Source organism: Bacillus sp. HNG (assembly GCF_003400205.1).
Taxonomy (GTDB): Bacteria; Bacillota; Bacilli; order Bacillales; family Bacillaceae_L; genus Ferdinandcohnia.
On record NZ_QUQV01000004.1, the window covers coordinates 186,296 to 203,644 of the forward strand.

At 41.6% G+C, this 17,349-nt stretch carries 16 protein-coding genes; 10 read left to right on the forward strand and 6 right to left on the reverse strand.

Annotation, left to right across the window (positions count from 1 at the left end; genetic code table 11):
• Positions 1-11 precede the first annotated feature (11 nt).
• The 5 genes from DZB84_RS09725 to DZB84_RS09745 all read left to right on the forward strand — a co-directional run bounded on the left by DZB84_RS09725 (position 12) and on the right by DZB84_RS09745 (position 4,018).
• Positions 12-701: an ABC transporter ATP-binding protein gene (locus tag DZB84_RS09725; RefSeq protein WP_116352059.1), complete on the forward strand. Its 690-nt coding sequence runs from the start codon at positions 12-14 to the stop codon at positions 699-701.
• A complete protein-coding gene (locus DZB84_RS09730; RefSeq protein WP_116352060.1) occupies positions 698-1,528 on the forward strand; it encodes a hypothetical protein in 831 nt (276 codons plus the stop codon). The genes DZB84_RS09725 and DZB84_RS09730 overlap by 4 nt, the downstream gene beginning before the upstream one ends.
• Before the next feature lie 15 nt (positions 1,529-1,543).
• A complete protein-coding gene (locus tag DZB84_RS09735; protein ID WP_116352061.1) occupies positions 1,544-2,734 on the forward strand; it encodes a hypothetical protein in 1,191 nt (396 codons plus the stop codon).
• Between the two features lie 51 nt (positions 2,735-2,785).
• Positions 2,786-3,298, forward strand: coding sequence for an RNA polymerase sigma factor (locus DZB84_RS09740; protein ID WP_116352062.1), 513 nt, complete (start codon positions 2,786-2,788; stop codon positions 3,296-3,298).
• Between the two features lie 96 nt (positions 3,299-3,394).
• On the forward strand, positions 3,395-4,018 hold the full coding sequence (locus DZB84_RS09745) for a hypothetical protein (RefSeq protein WP_116352063.1): 624 nt from the start codon (positions 3,395-3,397) through the stop codon (positions 4,016-4,018).
• Positions 4,019-4,255: 237 nt separating this feature from the next.
• On the opposite strand, the gene DZB84_RS25430 is transcribed toward DZB84_RS09745, so the two are convergent.
• From DZB84_RS25430 to DZB84_RS09755, 3 genes are all read right to left on the reverse strand, one after another.
• Complete coding sequence (locus tag DZB84_RS25430) at positions 4,256-4,381, reverse strand: hypothetical protein (RefSeq protein WP_262983929.1); 126 nt, start codon at positions 4,379-4,381, stop codon at positions 4,256-4,258.
• Positions 4,382-4,679: 298 nt separating this feature from the next.
• Entirely contained in the window at positions 4,680-7,412 is a 2,733-nt protein-coding gene (locus DZB84_RS09750) for a DEAD/DEAH box helicase (protein ID WP_116352064.1), read from the reverse strand.
• 9 nt (positions 7,413-7,421) lie between these two features.
• On the reverse strand, positions 7,422-9,020 hold the full coding sequence (locus DZB84_RS09755) for an SWIM zinc finger family protein (protein ID WP_116352065.1): 1,599 nt from the start codon (positions 9,018-9,020) through the stop codon (positions 7,422-7,424).
• A 374-nt stretch (positions 9,021-9,394) separates the two neighbouring features.
• Between DZB84_RS09755 and DZB84_RS24880 the strand changes: the two genes are divergently transcribed.
• From DZB84_RS24880 to DZB84_RS09770, 4 genes are all read left to right on the forward strand, one after another.
• A complete protein-coding gene (locus DZB84_RS24880) occupies positions 9,395-9,556 on the forward strand; it encodes a YwzD family small protein (RefSeq protein ID WP_189655204.1) in 162 nt (53 codons plus the stop codon).
• Positions 9,557-9,957: 401 nt separating this feature from the next.
• Positions 9,958-11,814, forward strand: coding sequence for a sensor histidine kinase (locus DZB84_RS09760; protein WP_116352066.1), 1,857 nt, complete (start codon positions 9,958-9,960; stop codon positions 11,812-11,814).
• Entirely contained in the window at positions 11,789-12,424 is a 636-nt protein-coding gene (locus DZB84_RS09765; RefSeq protein WP_116352067.1) for a response regulator, read from the forward strand. The genes DZB84_RS09760 and DZB84_RS09765 overlap by 26 nt, the downstream gene beginning before the upstream one ends.
• A 473-nt stretch (positions 12,425-12,897) precedes the next feature.
• Positions 12,898-14,301: a S8 family serine peptidase gene (locus DZB84_RS09770; protein WP_116352068.1), complete on the forward strand. Its 1,404-nt coding sequence runs from the start codon at positions 12,898-12,900 to the stop codon at positions 14,299-14,301.
• Between the two features lie 97 nt (positions 14,302-14,398).
• On the opposite strand, the gene DZB84_RS09775 is transcribed toward DZB84_RS09770, so the two are convergent.
• The 3 genes from DZB84_RS09775 to DZB84_RS24885 all read right to left on the reverse strand — a co-directional run bounded on the left by DZB84_RS09775 (position 14,399) and on the right by DZB84_RS24885 (position 16,114).
• Entirely contained in the window at positions 14,399-15,103 is a 705-nt protein-coding gene (locus DZB84_RS09775) for a YwaF family protein (protein WP_116352069.1), read from the reverse strand.
• A 247-nt stretch (positions 15,104-15,350) separates the two neighbouring features.
• Positions 15,351-15,812 (reverse strand): hypothetical protein, encoded by a 462-nt coding sequence (locus DZB84_RS09780; protein WP_223254404.1) that lies wholly within the window; start codon positions 15,810-15,812, stop codon positions 15,351-15,353.
• 143 nt (positions 15,813-15,955) lie between these two features.
• On the reverse strand, positions 15,956-16,114 hold the full coding sequence (locus DZB84_RS24885; protein ID WP_189655205.1) for a hypothetical protein: 159 nt from the start codon (positions 16,112-16,114) through the stop codon (positions 15,956-15,958).
• 460 nt (positions 16,115-16,574) lie between these two features.
• On the opposite strand from DZB84_RS24885, the gene DZB84_RS09785 reads away from it, so the two are divergent.
• Complete coding sequence (locus tag DZB84_RS09785) at positions 16,575-17,111, forward strand: glycerol-3-phosphate responsive antiterminator (RefSeq protein WP_116352070.1); 537 nt, start codon at positions 16,575-16,577, stop codon at positions 17,109-17,111.
• Positions 17,112-17,349: the final 238 nt, after the last annotated feature.

Below are 17,349 nucleotides of genomic sequence, written 5' to 3' on the forward strand. Positions count from 1 at the left end.
GGGGATTTTAAGTGATTGAAGTAAAGAATGTAACGAAGAAGTTTGGCAGGAAGACAGTGTTGAAGGGTGTTAACTTTACTGCTGAAAAAGGAAAGATTACCTGTTTGATTGGCATTAACGGTGTTGGGAAAACAACGGTCATGAAGGCGATTATGGCGTTGACCCCAATTAATAGTGGAGAAATTCTCATTAATGGTGAAAAAATTCATAAAGGTAGCTATGAAAAAGTAACGTTTATCCCAGATACAATTACGATGCTGCCACAAATGAAAATCAAAGAGGCATTTACATTTATGGCAGATTTCTATGACAGCTGGAATCCAAAACGTGCGAATGAACTGCTTGAATTTTTTAGACTAAAAGAAACGGATCGAATCTCAGAGTTATCAAAGGGAAATACGGCAAAGGTCAACCTTATCCTTGGACTTGCCTTGGATGTTGATTATGTTCTTATGGATGAGCCGTTTTCAGGAATTGATATTTTTAGCCGTGAACAAATTGCTGAAGTGTTTACGAGTCATTTAATTGAAGACCGTGGTGTGATTATCACAACCCATGAAATTAATGATATTGAACACTTAATTGATAAAGTCGTATTGCTTGATGATGGTGTTGTGTTAAAAGAATTCGATACCGAAGAAGTGAGAGAGAATGAAGGGAAATCGGTAATCGATGTGATGAGAGAGGTGTACAAGGGATGAAACGTTATTTAAAACTAGTGAACTTCGAGTTCTCTCGATTTTTAAAACTCTATCTTGTTTTGATTGGGGTTACGGTATTTTTTCAGGTGATTGGCGTTATATTTACGTCAAAAAGATATTTAGGTAGAGCAGAGAGAGCAATGGTTGAGGATATGCTCTCAAAGAGTGATTTTATTTCACAATATGGGAAAATCTCGATGATCGATTTTGTGCAGACCCTTTGGTTTATGGGGCCGATTATGCTGAGTGGAGCTACTTTACTGATTTATGTGTTTTTTATTTGGTATCGTGATTGGCTCGGAAAAAACACTTTCAGTTATCGTCTGCTTGTATTGCCAACAGCTCGATTGAACGTGTATTTGGCGAAGGCTACGACTATTTTCCTTTTTGTTTTAGGTCTTATTGCTGTGCAATTAGTGTTACTGCCTGTTGAAAGTCGAGTGTTACAGTGGATGGTTCCAGGGGAATTTCGTAATGATTTTACAATAGATGAAATCATGAATATCAATTATTTACAGCTATTATACCCTAAATCATTTATGGATTTTATCCTCTACTATGGTACAGGATTGGCGGGAGTTTGCGTTGTTTTTACGGCTATTTTATTTGAACGATCCTACCGATTAAAAGGAATTTTCTTAGGGATTCTTTATTGTGGAATCACGTTTCTTTTCCTTTTGTCACCACTACTAGTAGATGAATATGTGTTAGGGAATTATTTTTATCCAAATGAACTGTTTTATCTGGTGGTTGGGGCAGGTTTAGTTGCCTGGGCTGCAGCCATCTGGATTGGCAATTATCTTTTAAATAAGAAAATAAGGGTTTGATGGGAGGTCACATACATGAAACGATATTGGAAAATTCTCACGGTCTGTCTCGTTACGGTTATCGTGCTTGGAACTTTTTATATACAATCGAGTTTAGCTTCGGAGAATATACAAATTGAGTTTGAAAAAGTGAGTGGAGATGAGAGTCTTGTAGAGGATTTGGTTTTAAATGCTAATTATGTAGTAGGAGACATTCATCAATACCTACTGATTTCGAATGGAGGAACAAAAAATTTAATGAATCGTTCCGTTGTTCAACAATTGACCGGTCTTTATGCAGAAACTTCTACACTGGAATTGGTTGAGAAATACAAACAATTTATGAGAGGGAAAAGTTTCCTGCCATCCTATTTTTATGAAGATGAACAGGTACTCGTTTATGTCAGTATTGAAGGAAGAGGAGTTAATATTGCTTATAGTAATGCCTTTTTTGATATTGACATTTTAGATAAGAAAACAGAAGAGTCAACTCCAATGAAGATTAGTTTACCTAAAGGTGAGAAATATGATTGGATTGATATTACGGATATTCAGATAGTAGACAGGGAATTGAAAGTAATCGCGAGAGGTTCTGGTATGGGCATTGGAGAGGATTTGATCGCCTACACGATTGACTTAAACAGTAAGAAAATAACAAGTGATAAAGTCGTTTTTTCCACTCCAGGAGTTGAAAATGGTTGGTCGGGCATGAACATATTCAATGATTATTATTCGCCTGAACCACAAAGGTACCTGTTATTTAAAGCAGAGGCTTATGAACATGGGCAAGGTGAGGGTGAACCGAAGGAATTAGTTAATGATTTCATGATATATGACATTGAAAAAAATAAGTTGGTTAAAAGCGAACTACCTGATGACTTCGCAGGTGACATTGCAAATTCAACTGTATTAAATTCCGTTGCTTATGTACCTGTTCAATCTCAACATGAAGTAGAAGTTATTCAATATGACATAGAAGCTCAGGAATGGAGCACGAAACAAACATTTGCAATCGAACAATCTAAGGATGCTGAACATGTACCATTTGTAAAACTACAAGATGAAAAACTCTATATCGTGAGTTCTACCGATGATGGACATAAGCTTTTAATCGGAGACATAAATACAGGGAAAACCTTATACGAAGGTAAACTAAAGGTAAAAAATCAAAAAACCGCTCAAAACGAATACCAATTGTATGTTAACGAAATAAACATCGACCGGTAATGTGGGACAGAGGGACAGGTTCCTTGTCCCAAAATAAATAGGGTGATAAAAATGAAGGAACATCAAATCGAACAAATTATAAGTGAATATGAACCTGAGTTGCGGTACGCAGCCTTTCGCTATGTGCGAAATTGGGTGGTTGTGGATGATATTATGCAAGAAGTCTTTTTGAAGATCTTTTTAAAATTCCATTCTTTCAGGGATCCTTCCAAGATAAAAGCCTGGTTGTACAAAATTACCCGAAATCAATGCATTGACTATCTTCGTAGCAAGGTTGTGAAAGCTACGGTCTTAATGGATGATATTGAAGTGTTACGGTATACGACCAGTGAAAATATTGAAAAAGCGATAGTGGAAAAGTTTGATCGAGAAAGGCTGTACGAACATATCGAGGCGTTGCCGAAGGATTACAAACAGACATTATCTCTTTATTATTTTCATGATTATTCATATAGCGAAATAAGCCATGTACTAAGTAAGGATATTTCGTTTGTGAAAAACAAGCTCTTTAGAGGGAAACGTTTGTTGAAGAAAGTATATGAGAATAATAAGGTAATTGTGTAATTGCAGGCCAATCATGGATAACATGGTTGGTCTTTTTTAACGGGGAGGGGTGAGGTATAATTATCCAATAATGACAATTTGTTGAGGATGATTAGGATGAGATTCGTAGTTTTGTTTGGGGTGGCGCTTGTTCTAGGAATTATTATGGCTTTTCTTGATGTAAGTGAGCCGCTTGGTTTAATGATAAGTATGATTGTGATTGTTGGTCTTTCCACGTACTTGGTTGTTTATCCTATCTATGGGGAGAAGAATGTAAAAAGGATAGAGTCCTATCTTAAAAAGCGAAGGAAAAATCCATTATTCAAGCTTTATTATGGGATGGGCAATCGGATTGATCAGGATGTGAAGGAAGCAACAGAGGCATTGCTTCAAAAGTATAAGCAGCCTGCACGTCAGGCATTGTTCAAGACTTTGCATGCTTTATACGAGGATGATATTTTACGAGTAAAAGAGGATATTGAGGATATCCAACCCCCTCAGTATAAAGCGTATTATCAAGCCATAGTTGCAGTAGAGGAAGGTAAACTGGAACAAGCAGCTGAACTTGGGGAACAGATAAAGTCGGAGTGGATGAAGCACGCTTTAGCTGCTGGAATTGCGAAGAAAGCGGGAAATCACGAGGAGTATGTCGCTGAAATCCAAAAAGCGTTTGAGAAGACACGAGGAATGCAGCGGTATGTGCTGTATAAGCAGTTTGAGAGGGATTTGGAGTCGGTTTGATAGAGTGAGAGATGGGATTGTGAGTTTGAATGGGTAATGGGGCTTCTTTTAAATGGTGAATATGGGTTTGGGTGCGGGGAATTGCTTGGTTTTTGGAAATATGCGTGTGGGCACGGGGAAATGCGTCGGAATAGGAAAATATGCGTCCATGAACGAGGATATGCGTCTGTGTGGAGTTATTTGCGTCTAAATGGTTTTCACACAAATTAGGGTGGTGACAACAGTCACCACCCTCTTTCATTTTTTCAGTTTTTCTTCGACTAGATGGTAGAATTTTTGCCAAGGTTCGGTTTTATCTTTGTGCTTTTCACTTGGCACAAATTTTTTCGCTCTTTTTTTAGGTTTGGTTGTTTTTTCTGCCAAATGAATCAGCTCCTTTGGATTTACGGTATATCACGCAGAGGGATTAGTGTGCTTGGTATACCGCTACGCTTATTTCCGGTATATCACCTTATAAGATTTTAGCACCCGGTATACCGCTACGCTCATTTCCGGTATATCGCCCGATGGGATTTTATCAACTGGTATACCGCTAGCCCCGCAAACATATCACGAGAGTGCAGGGACAATAAACCTGTCCCTGTGTCCCACACCAAAACGAGCGGGTTGGGACAGTGAACCTGTCCCCGTGTCCCGTGTAGCAGAGCAGCCCAGTGCCCCACTAGAATGCCCCCAACAGTTCTTTCAGTTCGTTGGTAGAGAGTTCGGTGATCCAGTTTTCGCTGGTGATGATTTCGTCGTTCAGCGACTGCTTCTTTTCGAGCATTTCGTCGATTTTTTCTTCGAGTGTGCCGGTGGCGATAAGCTTGTGCACGTGGACGAAGCGCTTTTGGCCGATGCGGTAGGCACGGTCAGTTGCTTGGTTTTCGACGGCTGGGTTCCACCAGCGATCATAGTGGATGACGTGGTTCGCTTCCGTCAAGTTTAATCCGGTTCCGCCTGCCTTCAGTGACAGAATTAGAATATTGAACTCGCGATTTTGGAAACCTTCAATCATCTTGTCTCTCTGTGCTTTCGGAACACTTCCGTTCAAGAACTTGACAGATTCATCAAAGCGTTTTTGAAGCACGTCCTGAATCATCTCTCCCATTTGAATATACTGGGTAAAAATCAAACAGCTCTCATCTTGGTCCCGAATGTGATCCACAAGTTCAAGCAACTTCTCCATTTTCACGGAACGTTCATCCACATTCACAGGATTCTGCTCCTTCAAATAAAGCGCTGGATGGTCACAAACCTGCTTGAGCTGCCCTAACATTTTTAAAATCAGCCCTTTACGCTGCATACCTGCCAGCTGTTCGACTTGCTCCAATGTATCCTTTACAAGCTGCTCATAAATCGATGCCTGCTCAACCGTTAACGGGCAATATTCCTTCTGTTCAAGCTTGTCCGGTAGGTTCAGCGCAACGGCTTCGTCATTTTTCGTACGTCTAAGTAAAAATGGCTTAATCAAGCGCTGCAGATGAGCGATTGTTTCCTCATCATGATCCTTTTCAATCGGTGACACAAATCGTTTTTGGAAGCCGCCGAGGCTGCCTAAATAGCCACGATTGATAAAGTCAAAAATCGACCAAAGCTCCGTTAAGCGGTTTTCCATCGGTGTTCCGGTCAAGGCGATATTATGGTCGCTTTTTAGCTTGCGAATCGCGCGTGACTGCTTGGTTTGGGCATTTTTAATGTTTTGCGCCTCATCCAGGCAAATTGTACCCCAGTCAAAAGCGGAAATTTCCTCCTCATCCATATGGGACAACCCGTAGGAGGTGAGGACGATGTCGGCGGCACTGACTTCTTTCGCAAACTCCTCCCCCTTCAAGCGGTTTGGGCCATAATGAAGGTGGACACGTAAGTCCGGTCCAAATTTCTCAAGCTCCTTTTGCCAGTTTCCAAGGACGGAAGTTGGGCAGATGATGAGCGCAGGTTTGGCACCATTTTCTTTGACCGCTAAAAAGTAAGCAATCATTTGAATCGTTTTTCCAAGTCCCATATCGTCGGCAAGGCAGGCTCCGAATCCAAATTTTCGTAAAAATAAGAGCCAGTCTACACCCTGCTGCTGGTATGGACGTAGTTCACCTTTGAATGTGTCCGGTATGCTAGCCTGAGGAATCTCTTTGATATCTGTTAGCTGGGTAATCATTTGCGACAGGTGGCGGTTTAATTCAATTTGTACGCCTGCAAATGCGCTCGCCGCTTCTTGTTCCTCACGCTCTGCTTGTTCTGTTAGTGAAAGGAGTTCTTGTTCCAGGACATCTCGGACATGGAGTCCTTCTTTGTTTGCACGCTCCAGGATGGATTGAACCTGTTTGATAAACGCCGGGTCGAGCTTGATCCATTTGCCTCGGATATTAATTAAGCGTCTTTGCTCATTTACAAGCGACAAGAATTCTTCTTCGGAAAGCTCGACGCCATTTGTTGAAAAGCGCCAATCAAAATTAATGATTGACTGCAAGCCGACAAAGGATTGGCGACCACTTCCGGAAGACGTTTTGACCTTTGCCTTGATCGCAAGTTGGGCGTCCTTAATGGCTTGCCACCAGGATGGTAATAGAATACCGACTCCTGCATCAATCAGCCTTGTGCTTGCTTCTGTTAAAAAGTCCCAAGCCTGTCGCTCAGTTAGCTCGTGAACAATACCATCTTCATCACGAAGCCAAGGAACGAGCTTACACCACATGGCTTGGTCGTTTTCAACTTTGCCCTCGAAATCTCTCCATTCTCGTGGCAGAGTGGTATACATGGTATGAGGTTTTTCTTTCTTGCGGAGCACTGTTTGGAGCTTCCAGACTCCGTTATCCACCTCGGGTTCTTCGATTTGCAGCATAACGTCAAAGGGTGTGTGATCTTCCTTCCATCCAATACGTTCGAGCCAATTGTTTTCATCGACGACGGACTCAGCGCCGGCGCTACTTTTTACAAGAGGGAAGGTTTGAGCGATCTCTTCCCAGGCGTCAGACAACGCTGAATCGAACTGAATCCAGTCGCTGATGGCTTCAGAAAACCACTCTGCTGAAAATCCGGCTAGTTCAGTGCCAGTCGGTTTCCAGCCAAAGCGTTCAGAGCTGCGCCAATGGTCGAAGTCAGGCATAAATTCGCCATTTTCGATGTTTGGGAGCAAGTTACTAGCAATCGTGTGGTAATGGTCCACATTTTCACTTAACTCGATTTCTATATGAGAATTGACGGGCAATTCGGCGAAAAAGGTTAATGCTTGCCAGGGTGAAAGAAGGACAGCTTGACCATCCCCTTGGAGAAAGGTTCCGTAAAAGCTGGCCTCATGCCAAGCAAAGAGATTATTTTTCCACTCTTGCACTTCAACCTCATTGCCATCTTCTGTTGTGCACCAAACATGGCATCCTTTGTCCTCGATCCATTCTGCATGAACTAAAAATATCATCATCTCACCCCTTTACTCTGAAATCATGGAAGCCCGAAGCAGCTCCTGCTGAAATGCGCGTAGTCGCTTATTCATAGTAGCAAGCTTCGTAATATAGTCATCCCAACGGTCTTCTTGTTTTAATTTTTTGTAATGAGTTCGGATCTTGCGCAAATATTTAACCGCCTTTTTATAGCTTGGGCGGTTTTTGCCCTCAATGGCCTTTGCGACAGCTTGATGGTAAAGCGGAAGCAAAGCCGCTCGGTCAAGGGTTTCAATTTGTTTTATAATATAACGGTCCATTTCATCAATATCATAGCCGACCATGATCTGCAGTTCGACCCATTTCCGGTATTGGTCATTATCAAGCAAATAGTCGTTGTATTCCACATAGCTATACGGAAGAAGCTGTTTCAACGCGTTAATATAGACGGCTGAATCGCGCTCATCTGCGTAAGCCATGATGTGTTGTAAAAACAGCCGCGTCATGTGGCGGCGCCCTTCATAGCTTTGGATGCCGAAAATATAGCCGCGGATTCCTTCTAATGCATGGTCAATCCAAGCGCGAGCTCGGTCCCAGTTTTTTGATTCAGACAGATAGGAAATCCACCAAAAGCTATAGGGGATCCCCTGGTTTCCAAGCTTTTTCATTGTGTCGATAGCAGTCGCATCGTCCTGTTGTAAAAAGCGAATATGGGCATAGGCAATTAAGCTTGTTTGCTGTTCGGTGCCCAATGCGTTTTCTTCAAGTTCTAGCCATTTTTTTCGATTAAAAAAGGTGGCCCAAAGTAAACGGTACATTTGCATGCGCTCATACTGGAATAAGCTGTCCGTCAAAAGCGTGTTGCGAACAAGTTCGAGGCTTTCCACAAGCATTTCATCAAGTGAAAAGGAAAGAGATACCTTCCGCATCTCAAGTGAGTTGTCGAGCACAACATCTGTGAAATTATGAAAGTAAGGTCGGATATACGTATCCACCTGGTAATTTCGAAATTCAATTTGTCCGAGTAGCTCTATTGTTTTGCGAATGCAAAAAAGGGCAGCATGGATGTAATACAAGCGTTTGAGCTCCTCAGAGCGTGGTGCTTTCCTTTGTAAGGTTTGAAAAAGGGAATGGTACAAGGTCGCGAATGAATACACATTTTTATCACGTTGACCCGATTCAAACCGCTGATATTCACTGTTAAAAAGGGTTAACCAGCTCTCAAGTGAATTCTCCTTGTATTCGACTCGCTGTAGGACGTTTCCTTTGATAACAGGAATCGAGGCTAGCGTAGGCTTCGGTTTGCTGCCAGCCTTCCACTGTTCAAGTAGAGACCCGACGCGATCGACACTTGCGTACATATAGAAAAACAATGCCATCCGGTGGCGACAAAAGGAAGGAGATGGGCAGGTACAGCTACACATTTCTAGAAAATCAAGATTGATTGTGACATCAACCGCGGTGACGTCCTGTACACGTCCTTCAAGCGTTTTTCCGTTGTATTGTACATTATAAACACTACCTTGTCGGTAGAGGTTTAGTCCTTTTTTGATTAAATTGCGGTCTTCTTCGTTTTCGAAAGTTATCATACTGCGAAGTTTTTCGGAAAAATGCATGACCGCATCCTTTGGAATATCGTTTTGAAGCAAAGTGGTCTCACTCCCCACGTGCAATAGTTAAATGTGTCATTCTTACCGTACTTATTGAACATCCACTAAAATCATATCTTTTTATTATACCGCAGAATCGTACAAATTTGGATTCCCGGCTTTGAAACAGTGTGCGTTTTACCTGTATTTAGAAATATTTTGAGTGAGACAGTCGCAAAAATGAAGTCTCTGGCGTACATGTATAGTAAATACTTGGCGGAATTGGTTTCTCCATCCAAGCTCCCCAAGTAATCATTTTCTCCCAAAGTGCCGTGATGGTACTTACTGAATTCTTGTCCCTGGTGAAGGCGTCTCCATTCTTCACCAGGCAATTTTTAAATTAAGGCACTTTTTCAGCTAGGAGTGAACATACATTGGATGATAAATCTACAGATGAGGTTATTTCGATTGATGAGAAAAAGGTAAGAAGAGCGTTAATTCGAGCCTATATGAAGGGCGAAAGAAGTGCAGAAATCGATATTAAGCAATTCATTCAAGACTTAGCAAATGATATTAAAGGCTTTCCTACAACATAGTGACATGCCTAAAATGCCGTATTCGACACATTTTAGGTAGTACAGGCTTGCCTTTAGCCGACTGCTAAATAAGGATTTGATTTTTAGGAAATCCCTTTGGTAGAGCGGTCTTAAGGACGAGTCTTACTACTTTTGGAGTATCAAAATAATAAATTTGGGCAATAGAAATCCTCCCGTTTTTTTGACATAATTATCAACACAAACATTTAGCGGTGTTTGTGGTTACCCAGCATTGGTCAGTGGTTTTCACGCCATTCGACTAGTCTGGGTTTTTATTGGGTTTGAAGGATTTTTTAAAATGAATTCGTTTTCAAGGGCTTGGATTGTGATTTTTAGTTAATACATATATTATGATAAAAGCAGACCCAATTAACTGAATGTTATGATAAGGGGGGAGCAAATTGAAGCTTCCAGTAGTATCCTCGCATAAACGGGAAAATTATGCGAAGTTTTATATGATTATTATGGCTGTGCTAGGTTGGGGTGCTGTGGTTAACGCACTTTTTCATCTTGAACCAACAAATAATATCACCGTTCTACTCTTGCTCACAGTGTTTTTAGCGATCACAGAGTATTACCCAATTCCGCTTTTGAGAGGTTCAACATCGATCTCATTTCCATTTATTTTTGTGATGTATGAACTGTTTGGGGTATCGTATCCCATTATCATTTATGCGGTAATTGCATTAGCGATTAATATCCTTCACCAACGTCCGTTGAGACTTGTTCTGTTTAATCCCGCACAGTTGACTTTAAGTGTCTTTTTAGCGGAATACATATTATCACATACAGATGTGGATCAAATTCTTACATCAAGTAGTGACTTTTTTTCAGGATTTAGCACATATTTACTTTTTCTATGCTTCTTTTTTATCATAAATAATTTCATCGTAGATATTGTTTTGCTCGTTCGTCCGCAACCCTATACGTTTTATTTATTTAAAAACAAATCACTAACTGAATTAAGCAATGTAGGAATTTCCTTATTGTATGGAGCGATGATGTTTTACCTTGGGGGTCGTACAATTGACGAGTTTTCGCTATTCTTCTTCTTCTCTCCATTGGTTGCGGTGTCTTTATTATACTCAGTCATCTCAACCCTAAGAAACGAAAAGAGAAGGTTGAATGCTCTTTTTGCGATTACAACCGGGGTTAACAAGAAAATCCACTCACCTGAGTGGATTGATACATTTAAAAATACGTTCTCGCAAATTGTTGATGTGCAGGCACTCATGCTATGGGTGAAGGAAAACGATGTGTGGAAGATTTTATACTTTGACGGGCGTGTGACCCCGAAAGATGAATTGAGCGGTGAAGCACTTGCTCGTTTTGATGGAAAAAAGCAACCGATTGTCTATCAAGATAGAGTAAAAAAGCTTGGTCCCATTGATGAGTATTTTAAAAAGGATATGAAGGCATTTGTGTACTCACCGATGGTCGTTGAGGAGGAAACGATCGGGATGCTGGTTGTTGCAAAAAGTCGGTCACGAAGCTTTGAGGAAGATGAAATTCATTCGATCGCCACGCTTTCGAATCAGCTTGCGGTTGCGGTGAAGACAAGGTTTTTAATCGAGGAACAAGAAAAGCGAATTATCCTTGAGGAGCGTAACCGAATTGCTAGAGGCATCCATGATGGTGTGGCTCAAACATTAGCTGGTGCCGTCATGAAGCTTGAAACGGCTGAGCGAAAATTTAAAAGTCATCCCGATGAAACGCGTAGGCTCATTCGGGAAAGTATGGATAAATTAAGGCTTAGCTTACGGGAGGTGCGCGAATCGATTTACGAGCTACGCCCATACCCAACGGAGCGGGTTGGGTTGTCAGTTGCTATTAAAAAGCGAATTGAAATGATAAAGAGCGAATACAGCATTCATTTTTCGTTTGATATTAGAGGCCAAGAGGTTCCACTTAGTCCAATGGTCGAAAAAGAATTATTTGATATTTTTCAAGAGAGCCTGCAAAACACAATTAAGCATGCACAGGCCACCAAAATAGAAATTCTGTTAAGCTATCAAAAGGAGCACATTATTTTAAAAATAAAGGATAATGGTGTAGGGTTTTCATTGTTCCAGGCAATGGTCAAGGCACAAAACAATCCTCATTTTGGAATCTTAAATATGAATGACGCAGCAGAAAAAATTAATGCAACGCTTCAAATTGATACAAAAGAGGGCCAAGGTACGGATATTACATTAACTGTTCCTAAAATGGGACTTGAAGGAGGTAGTACTGTTGATCAAGCTTATGTTGGTGGATGATCATGCTGTGTTACGTGACGGACTGAGGAATATTTTAGAGCTTGAGGACGATATTCGCGTTGTCGGCGAGGCGGTTTCCGGGGATGATGCACTTGAGAAGGTGCCGATGTGTGAGCCTGATGTTATTTTAATGGACATCAACATGCCCCAGAAAAATGGTGTGGAAACAACGGGTATTTTAAAGAAAAAATATCCTTCGATTAAAATTTTGGTACTGACGATGCACAACCATGATGAGTATTTTATGGCTGCGATTCGCGAGGGTGCTGACGGGTATTTGTTAAAGGATGCTCCATCTGAACAGGTGGTCGAAGCCATTCGAACAGTCGCACGCGGGGAGTCTGTGATTCATCCGTCGATGACGAAAAAGCTGCTTAACTTCCATCAGCAACAGCAAGAGCAACCGAAGGACAATGCACTAACCGAGCGGGAAACGGAAGTCCTTCAATGCCTGGTGGAAGGCCTTAGCAACAAGGAAATCGCCGAGCGCCTCTTCATCAGCGACAAAACCGTTAAGATACACGTCAGCAAAATCTTCAAAAAATTCGACGTCAAAAGCCGCTCCCAAGTCGTCATCTACGCCGTGCAAAACAAGTTAGTGCCGATGTAGGTAGGCGCCGGGGTGCCGTAGGGACGGTTCTAGTGGACCCTTAGTCGTGGGGTTCAGGGTGCCAGAGGGACGGTTCTAGTGGTTCCTTGGGTCGCGGGGACAGGTTTGTTGTCCCAGTAGTCTGGGCTTTGGAGGTCCTCCACCCCAGCAATTTCGCTTTTTGAATATGAAGGTCAACAACTGCTTTCCGTTTGTGGGGGCAGTTTTTTTATGCCCAAAATGGAGATTGGAGTACGTTTCTCACAATGATTCTAATAAACTTTTTTAAATCCGAAACGTTTGTTTTTTGTGAATTGCAAACTGTAACCTTATGTAACGGTTTTTCTGCATTATTACATCTATATGTCTTTTGTATAACAAGAAATACTGCTTTTTTAGCGGAGTTTTACGTCTTTTGCGGAATAGGAAACCTTCAGTAGTGGCGCGATAATGGAGGTAAGAAAGTTACATATGTGGTCTGAAAGGGGAAAAAGATGAGAAAACTTGCTGTTGTATTATTTGCGTTTTTACTGGTGATCCCGACATTTTTACAAGAAAAGAAGACGGTTTTTGCAGTTGAGACGGGTTCAGCGATCATTGATCCGGCTTTAGAAGCAGTGTGGGACAAGGTTAGTTCCTTGCAGGTGATCGTCACATTCAATGGGGATGGTGCCCCAAAAGAGCATCAATTGGATCTTTTGAAAGTGCTCGGAGTCAATGCTGGCGTCTCGATGAAAAATCTCCCGATTGCCGGAATTGTTGCGACGAAGAGCCAAATTGAAAAACTTGCACAAAGCAATGAAGTACGCTCGATTTATTTTAATAGAAAGCTAGAGTATTTCAATGAAACATCGACTGAAATAACCGGCGTCGACCGTGTGAGGGCGGATGAGGAGATCAGATTGGCAAATGGCGACCAGCCTGTAACGGGTAAGGGAGTTGGGGTTGTCGTCAATGATAGTGGAGTTGATGGGACGCATGGCGACCATCTTTTTGGAAAAAACCTTGTGCAAAACGTGCTCGGATCTGTGAATTTGGCGAATTTGGCACCAGGACTTCTTCCGATTACTTACCTTGAAAATGTGCCGAATACGGATACGAATTCCGGCCACGGTACACATGTAGCTGGTACGGTTGGTGGAACGGGTGCGATGTCAGATGGCAAATATGAAGGTGTAGCACCAGGTGCAGACTTGATTGGCTATGGTTCAGGTGCAGCGCTGTTTGTTCTTGATGGGATTAGTGGTTTTGATTATGCAATTAAAAATAAGGATAAATACAATATTCGTGTGATTACAAATTCCTGGGGTTCATCAGGAGATTTTGACCCAAATGATCCAATTAATGTTGCTAGTAAAAAAGCGTATGATGCTGGGATAACGGTTCTTTTTGCTGCAGGAAATGAAGGTCCGAATGAGAACACTCATAACCCGTATGCAAAGGCACCGTGGGTGATTTCAGTAGCAGCAGGTGACAGTAGTATCCAATTAGCGGACTTCTCTTCACGAGGGACAAATGGAGTGGGTGGAACGTTCACCTTGGATGGTAAAGAGTGGACGTGGAAGGACTCACCAACTATTACGGCACCAGGCGTGGATATCGTGTCTACACGTGCGATTGCACCGATTTCATCATTAGCGGCTCTACAGGACTTGCAAACCTTGAATCCATTACATGTGCCGTTCTACACGATTATGAGCGGGACATCGATGGCTACACCACATGTTGCAGGAATTGTAGCGCTCTTATTGGAAGCAAATCCACAGCTGACACCGGACGATATTAAGCAAATTATTGTAGACACAGCGGTACCAATGACGGGTTATGAGGAATGGGAAGTTGGCGCCGGGTATGTTGATGCCTACGCAGCAGTGAAGAAGGCAATTGAAATGAAGTAGAGGAGGGACCAGAGGGACGGTTCCTGTGGCTCTATCAAAGTTGTGGGACACGGAACCTGTCCCTTCGTCCCACGTACTGCCATTAAGTCAAATCGACTTAATGGCGTTTTTCTTTTTTCATCAAGAGAGCCATTGGGAGGTAGGTGATGAAAAAGACGATGATGCCGGCAATTTCAAGGGTCACATAATACTTGATGCCTGAGCCGAAGTAGGACAGGATGGTTGTCGATTCAGTTGGGTTCGCTAAGTAGAAATAATTTGTATCAAGAAGGAGATTGATGAAAAAGATTGGTACGGCGATTATGTTAAGGAGTAGAAAGGTGGTCCCAACAGCTTTTCGTGGAACACGGTAGCCTTCGAAAAGAATGAAATAGAGTACAGACCAGGTGATGGTGGCGTGATGAAGAAAGTATTTTAGAAATCGATAGTGAGGAAACTCATGGAACAATTCGGGAGTCACCGTACTTAAAATTGGTGGGAGGAGTCCTGTAAAGAAGACAAGGTAAAATGCATTATTACTAGGTTTTAAGAATAAGAAAATACAGATAAAAGTGCTGATGGAACAAAGATGTAGCGGAAGTTCGCCAACTTCCCATTGGTTGGTAGTGATTAGCCAAATCTGATGAGACACTTCACTCGCGACTAAGATGCCAAAAAAGGTCCATTTGATAATCGAGCGATAAGGTCTGAGTTTCCTTCTGGAGACCACGAGCAAAATAGTGAGAAGCAGAAAAAGGAAAAGCGTCACGATATGCGAGGTGGAAAACAACTCAAACGTCTGCATTCCTTCGGCAGAAAACATACAGCCACCCCATTTCAAAAAGAAGTTTGTGGTTTCTATAAGTCTATTCGCAAATGGAGAAAGTTTAGACGTAAGGACAAACCAAAGATTTCTTTAGATGGGGTGAGCTTGGTCACTCGCTGGTCAGGAGGGACCGGGGGGACGGTTCCTGTGGTCCCTCAGGTTGGGTGCGGAACTTCAGCCTTCCAGATGAACTCCGAAGGCTTTTAAAATGCCCAAACATTGTGTTTGTCAGGCACGTCACACCCTACCGATATGACCACAAGAGCGTCCAGTCACCATCTTCTTGGACCGCGAAGACATCTTGGTGGATGGTAAAGGTGCCATATGTACTTTTGTAGGTTTGAGTGATAGGCACTTTATAGACATCGTGGAAGATGGTGGAGCTTTTTGTCATCTGCCAGGATTTCAGTTTTTCAGCGTCCTCCATCGTAAACTTGAACGTGTCGGTTCCGAGATGTCCAACAAACACATGGTTGCGCTGCTGGATGTAGTCGGCTTTTTCGAATCGCTCCTGCATCAAGGGATGGAACAATTCCCAGGAGCTTCCGAAATCTGCATCCTGCTCGTATTTATAAAAGGATTGAACAAGCTCTTTGGCTTCTTCCTCCGGCGAAGAACGAAACAATGATAGTAATAGAATAACAAAAAGAATGACTCCAACTATGATCAAAATCAACTGAATGGGCAAGCCGCGTCGTCTTCTCATATGTAAACAAAAGCCCCCTTAAGCTTGTTTACTATTATGGATATGCCTTTGGAAAGTTGTCCTAGTACAAGATTTAATTCTTGATTTGGTGTGGGACAACGAACCTGTCCCTCTGTCCCGCGAGCAAAAAAATAGGCTAGAGCCTATGCCCTAGCGCTAAATTTACTCAATCGAGTTAAAAATGGACGACGTGGACCTTTGCCGTAACTTACAAAATACAGCCGATCTTCAAGTCTTTTATAAAAACGAATTCCCACGATCTTTAATGGCGTCCAAATTTCTTTAAATGTATAATAAGGCAAGTTTAGCACTCCTCCCAGACAAAAAATGATTATTTATATTATTTTTTGAATTTTTTAATCTATTTAAAAAATAATAGCATGTCCATGGAGATAAAAATGTGGAATCGTGTAGAAAAAAATTAAATTATTTTGGTCAATTTTAGACAAAAACCGCTAAAAAAGCCCTGTTTTAGGAAAGTTACCTTCAAAAAGTGCTAATAATCGCTATATTTTTACATCGATTTTCCCAATATACAAATTTGTAATACATTGGTACTATATAAATATAGTAATTTACTAGATTGGTATTATAACCAGTCATACTCTAGTTAGTTAATGTAGAGAATGGGGGTTTTCTACATTTGACTATATATTTTACCTGTAGACTTTTTTCTCTTTTGCCCTGCTCATGGTGAGCGGGGCTCTTTTTTTGTTTGTAATCGAAAGTGTATACTAGTTTATAGAGATGGAGGGGAGACAGGTGAATCAACAAATTTTGCCCGCATCGACGACGATGAAAGAATTCGAGTATTTTTTAAAAAGTAAATATGAAATCGGGATTTTTACGGAAATTCACATTGCTCAGTTGAAAAATATTAAGAGGCTGGCCAATGAATATGGGAAGAAGATGATCTTTCATGTGGATATGGTACATGGGATCAAAAGTGATGAGTATGCGACGGAATTTATTTGCCAGGAGTTTCAGCCGTATGGGTTAATCTCGACGAAATCAAGTGTGATTCAAAAGGCGAAGCAAAAGGGAGTTTTCGCGATACAGCGGATGTTTTTGATTGATACACATGCCCTTGAAAAAAGCTATAAGCTCATTGAAAAAAATCAACCTGATTATATTGAGGTGCTACCAGGCGCAATGCCGTGGATGATCCAAGAGGTGAAAGAAAGAATGAATGTTCCGGTGCTTGCAGGTGGTCTGATTCGGACAAAAGAGGAAGTACAAAAGGCACTTGAAGCGGGTGCTACTGCCATCACTACTTCAAAAAGGGAACTTTGGGTATAACCTTAATCAGCAGAATAACTATTTCTGCTGAATAAAGATAAAGACTCCGGCGGATTCCACGGTTTTCAAATCGTATCGCAACGTCTTTGACTCACCTTGTGTAGACCTAAAATCGGGCACAAACACGCTAAGGTGCTCCTTTTTTGATACAATTTGGCATAATTTGTTGGTAAGTTTATGTGTAAGCGTTGTCATTATTTCGTTATAATATAGGTAAGAAAGTGTGAGGAGGCGAAGT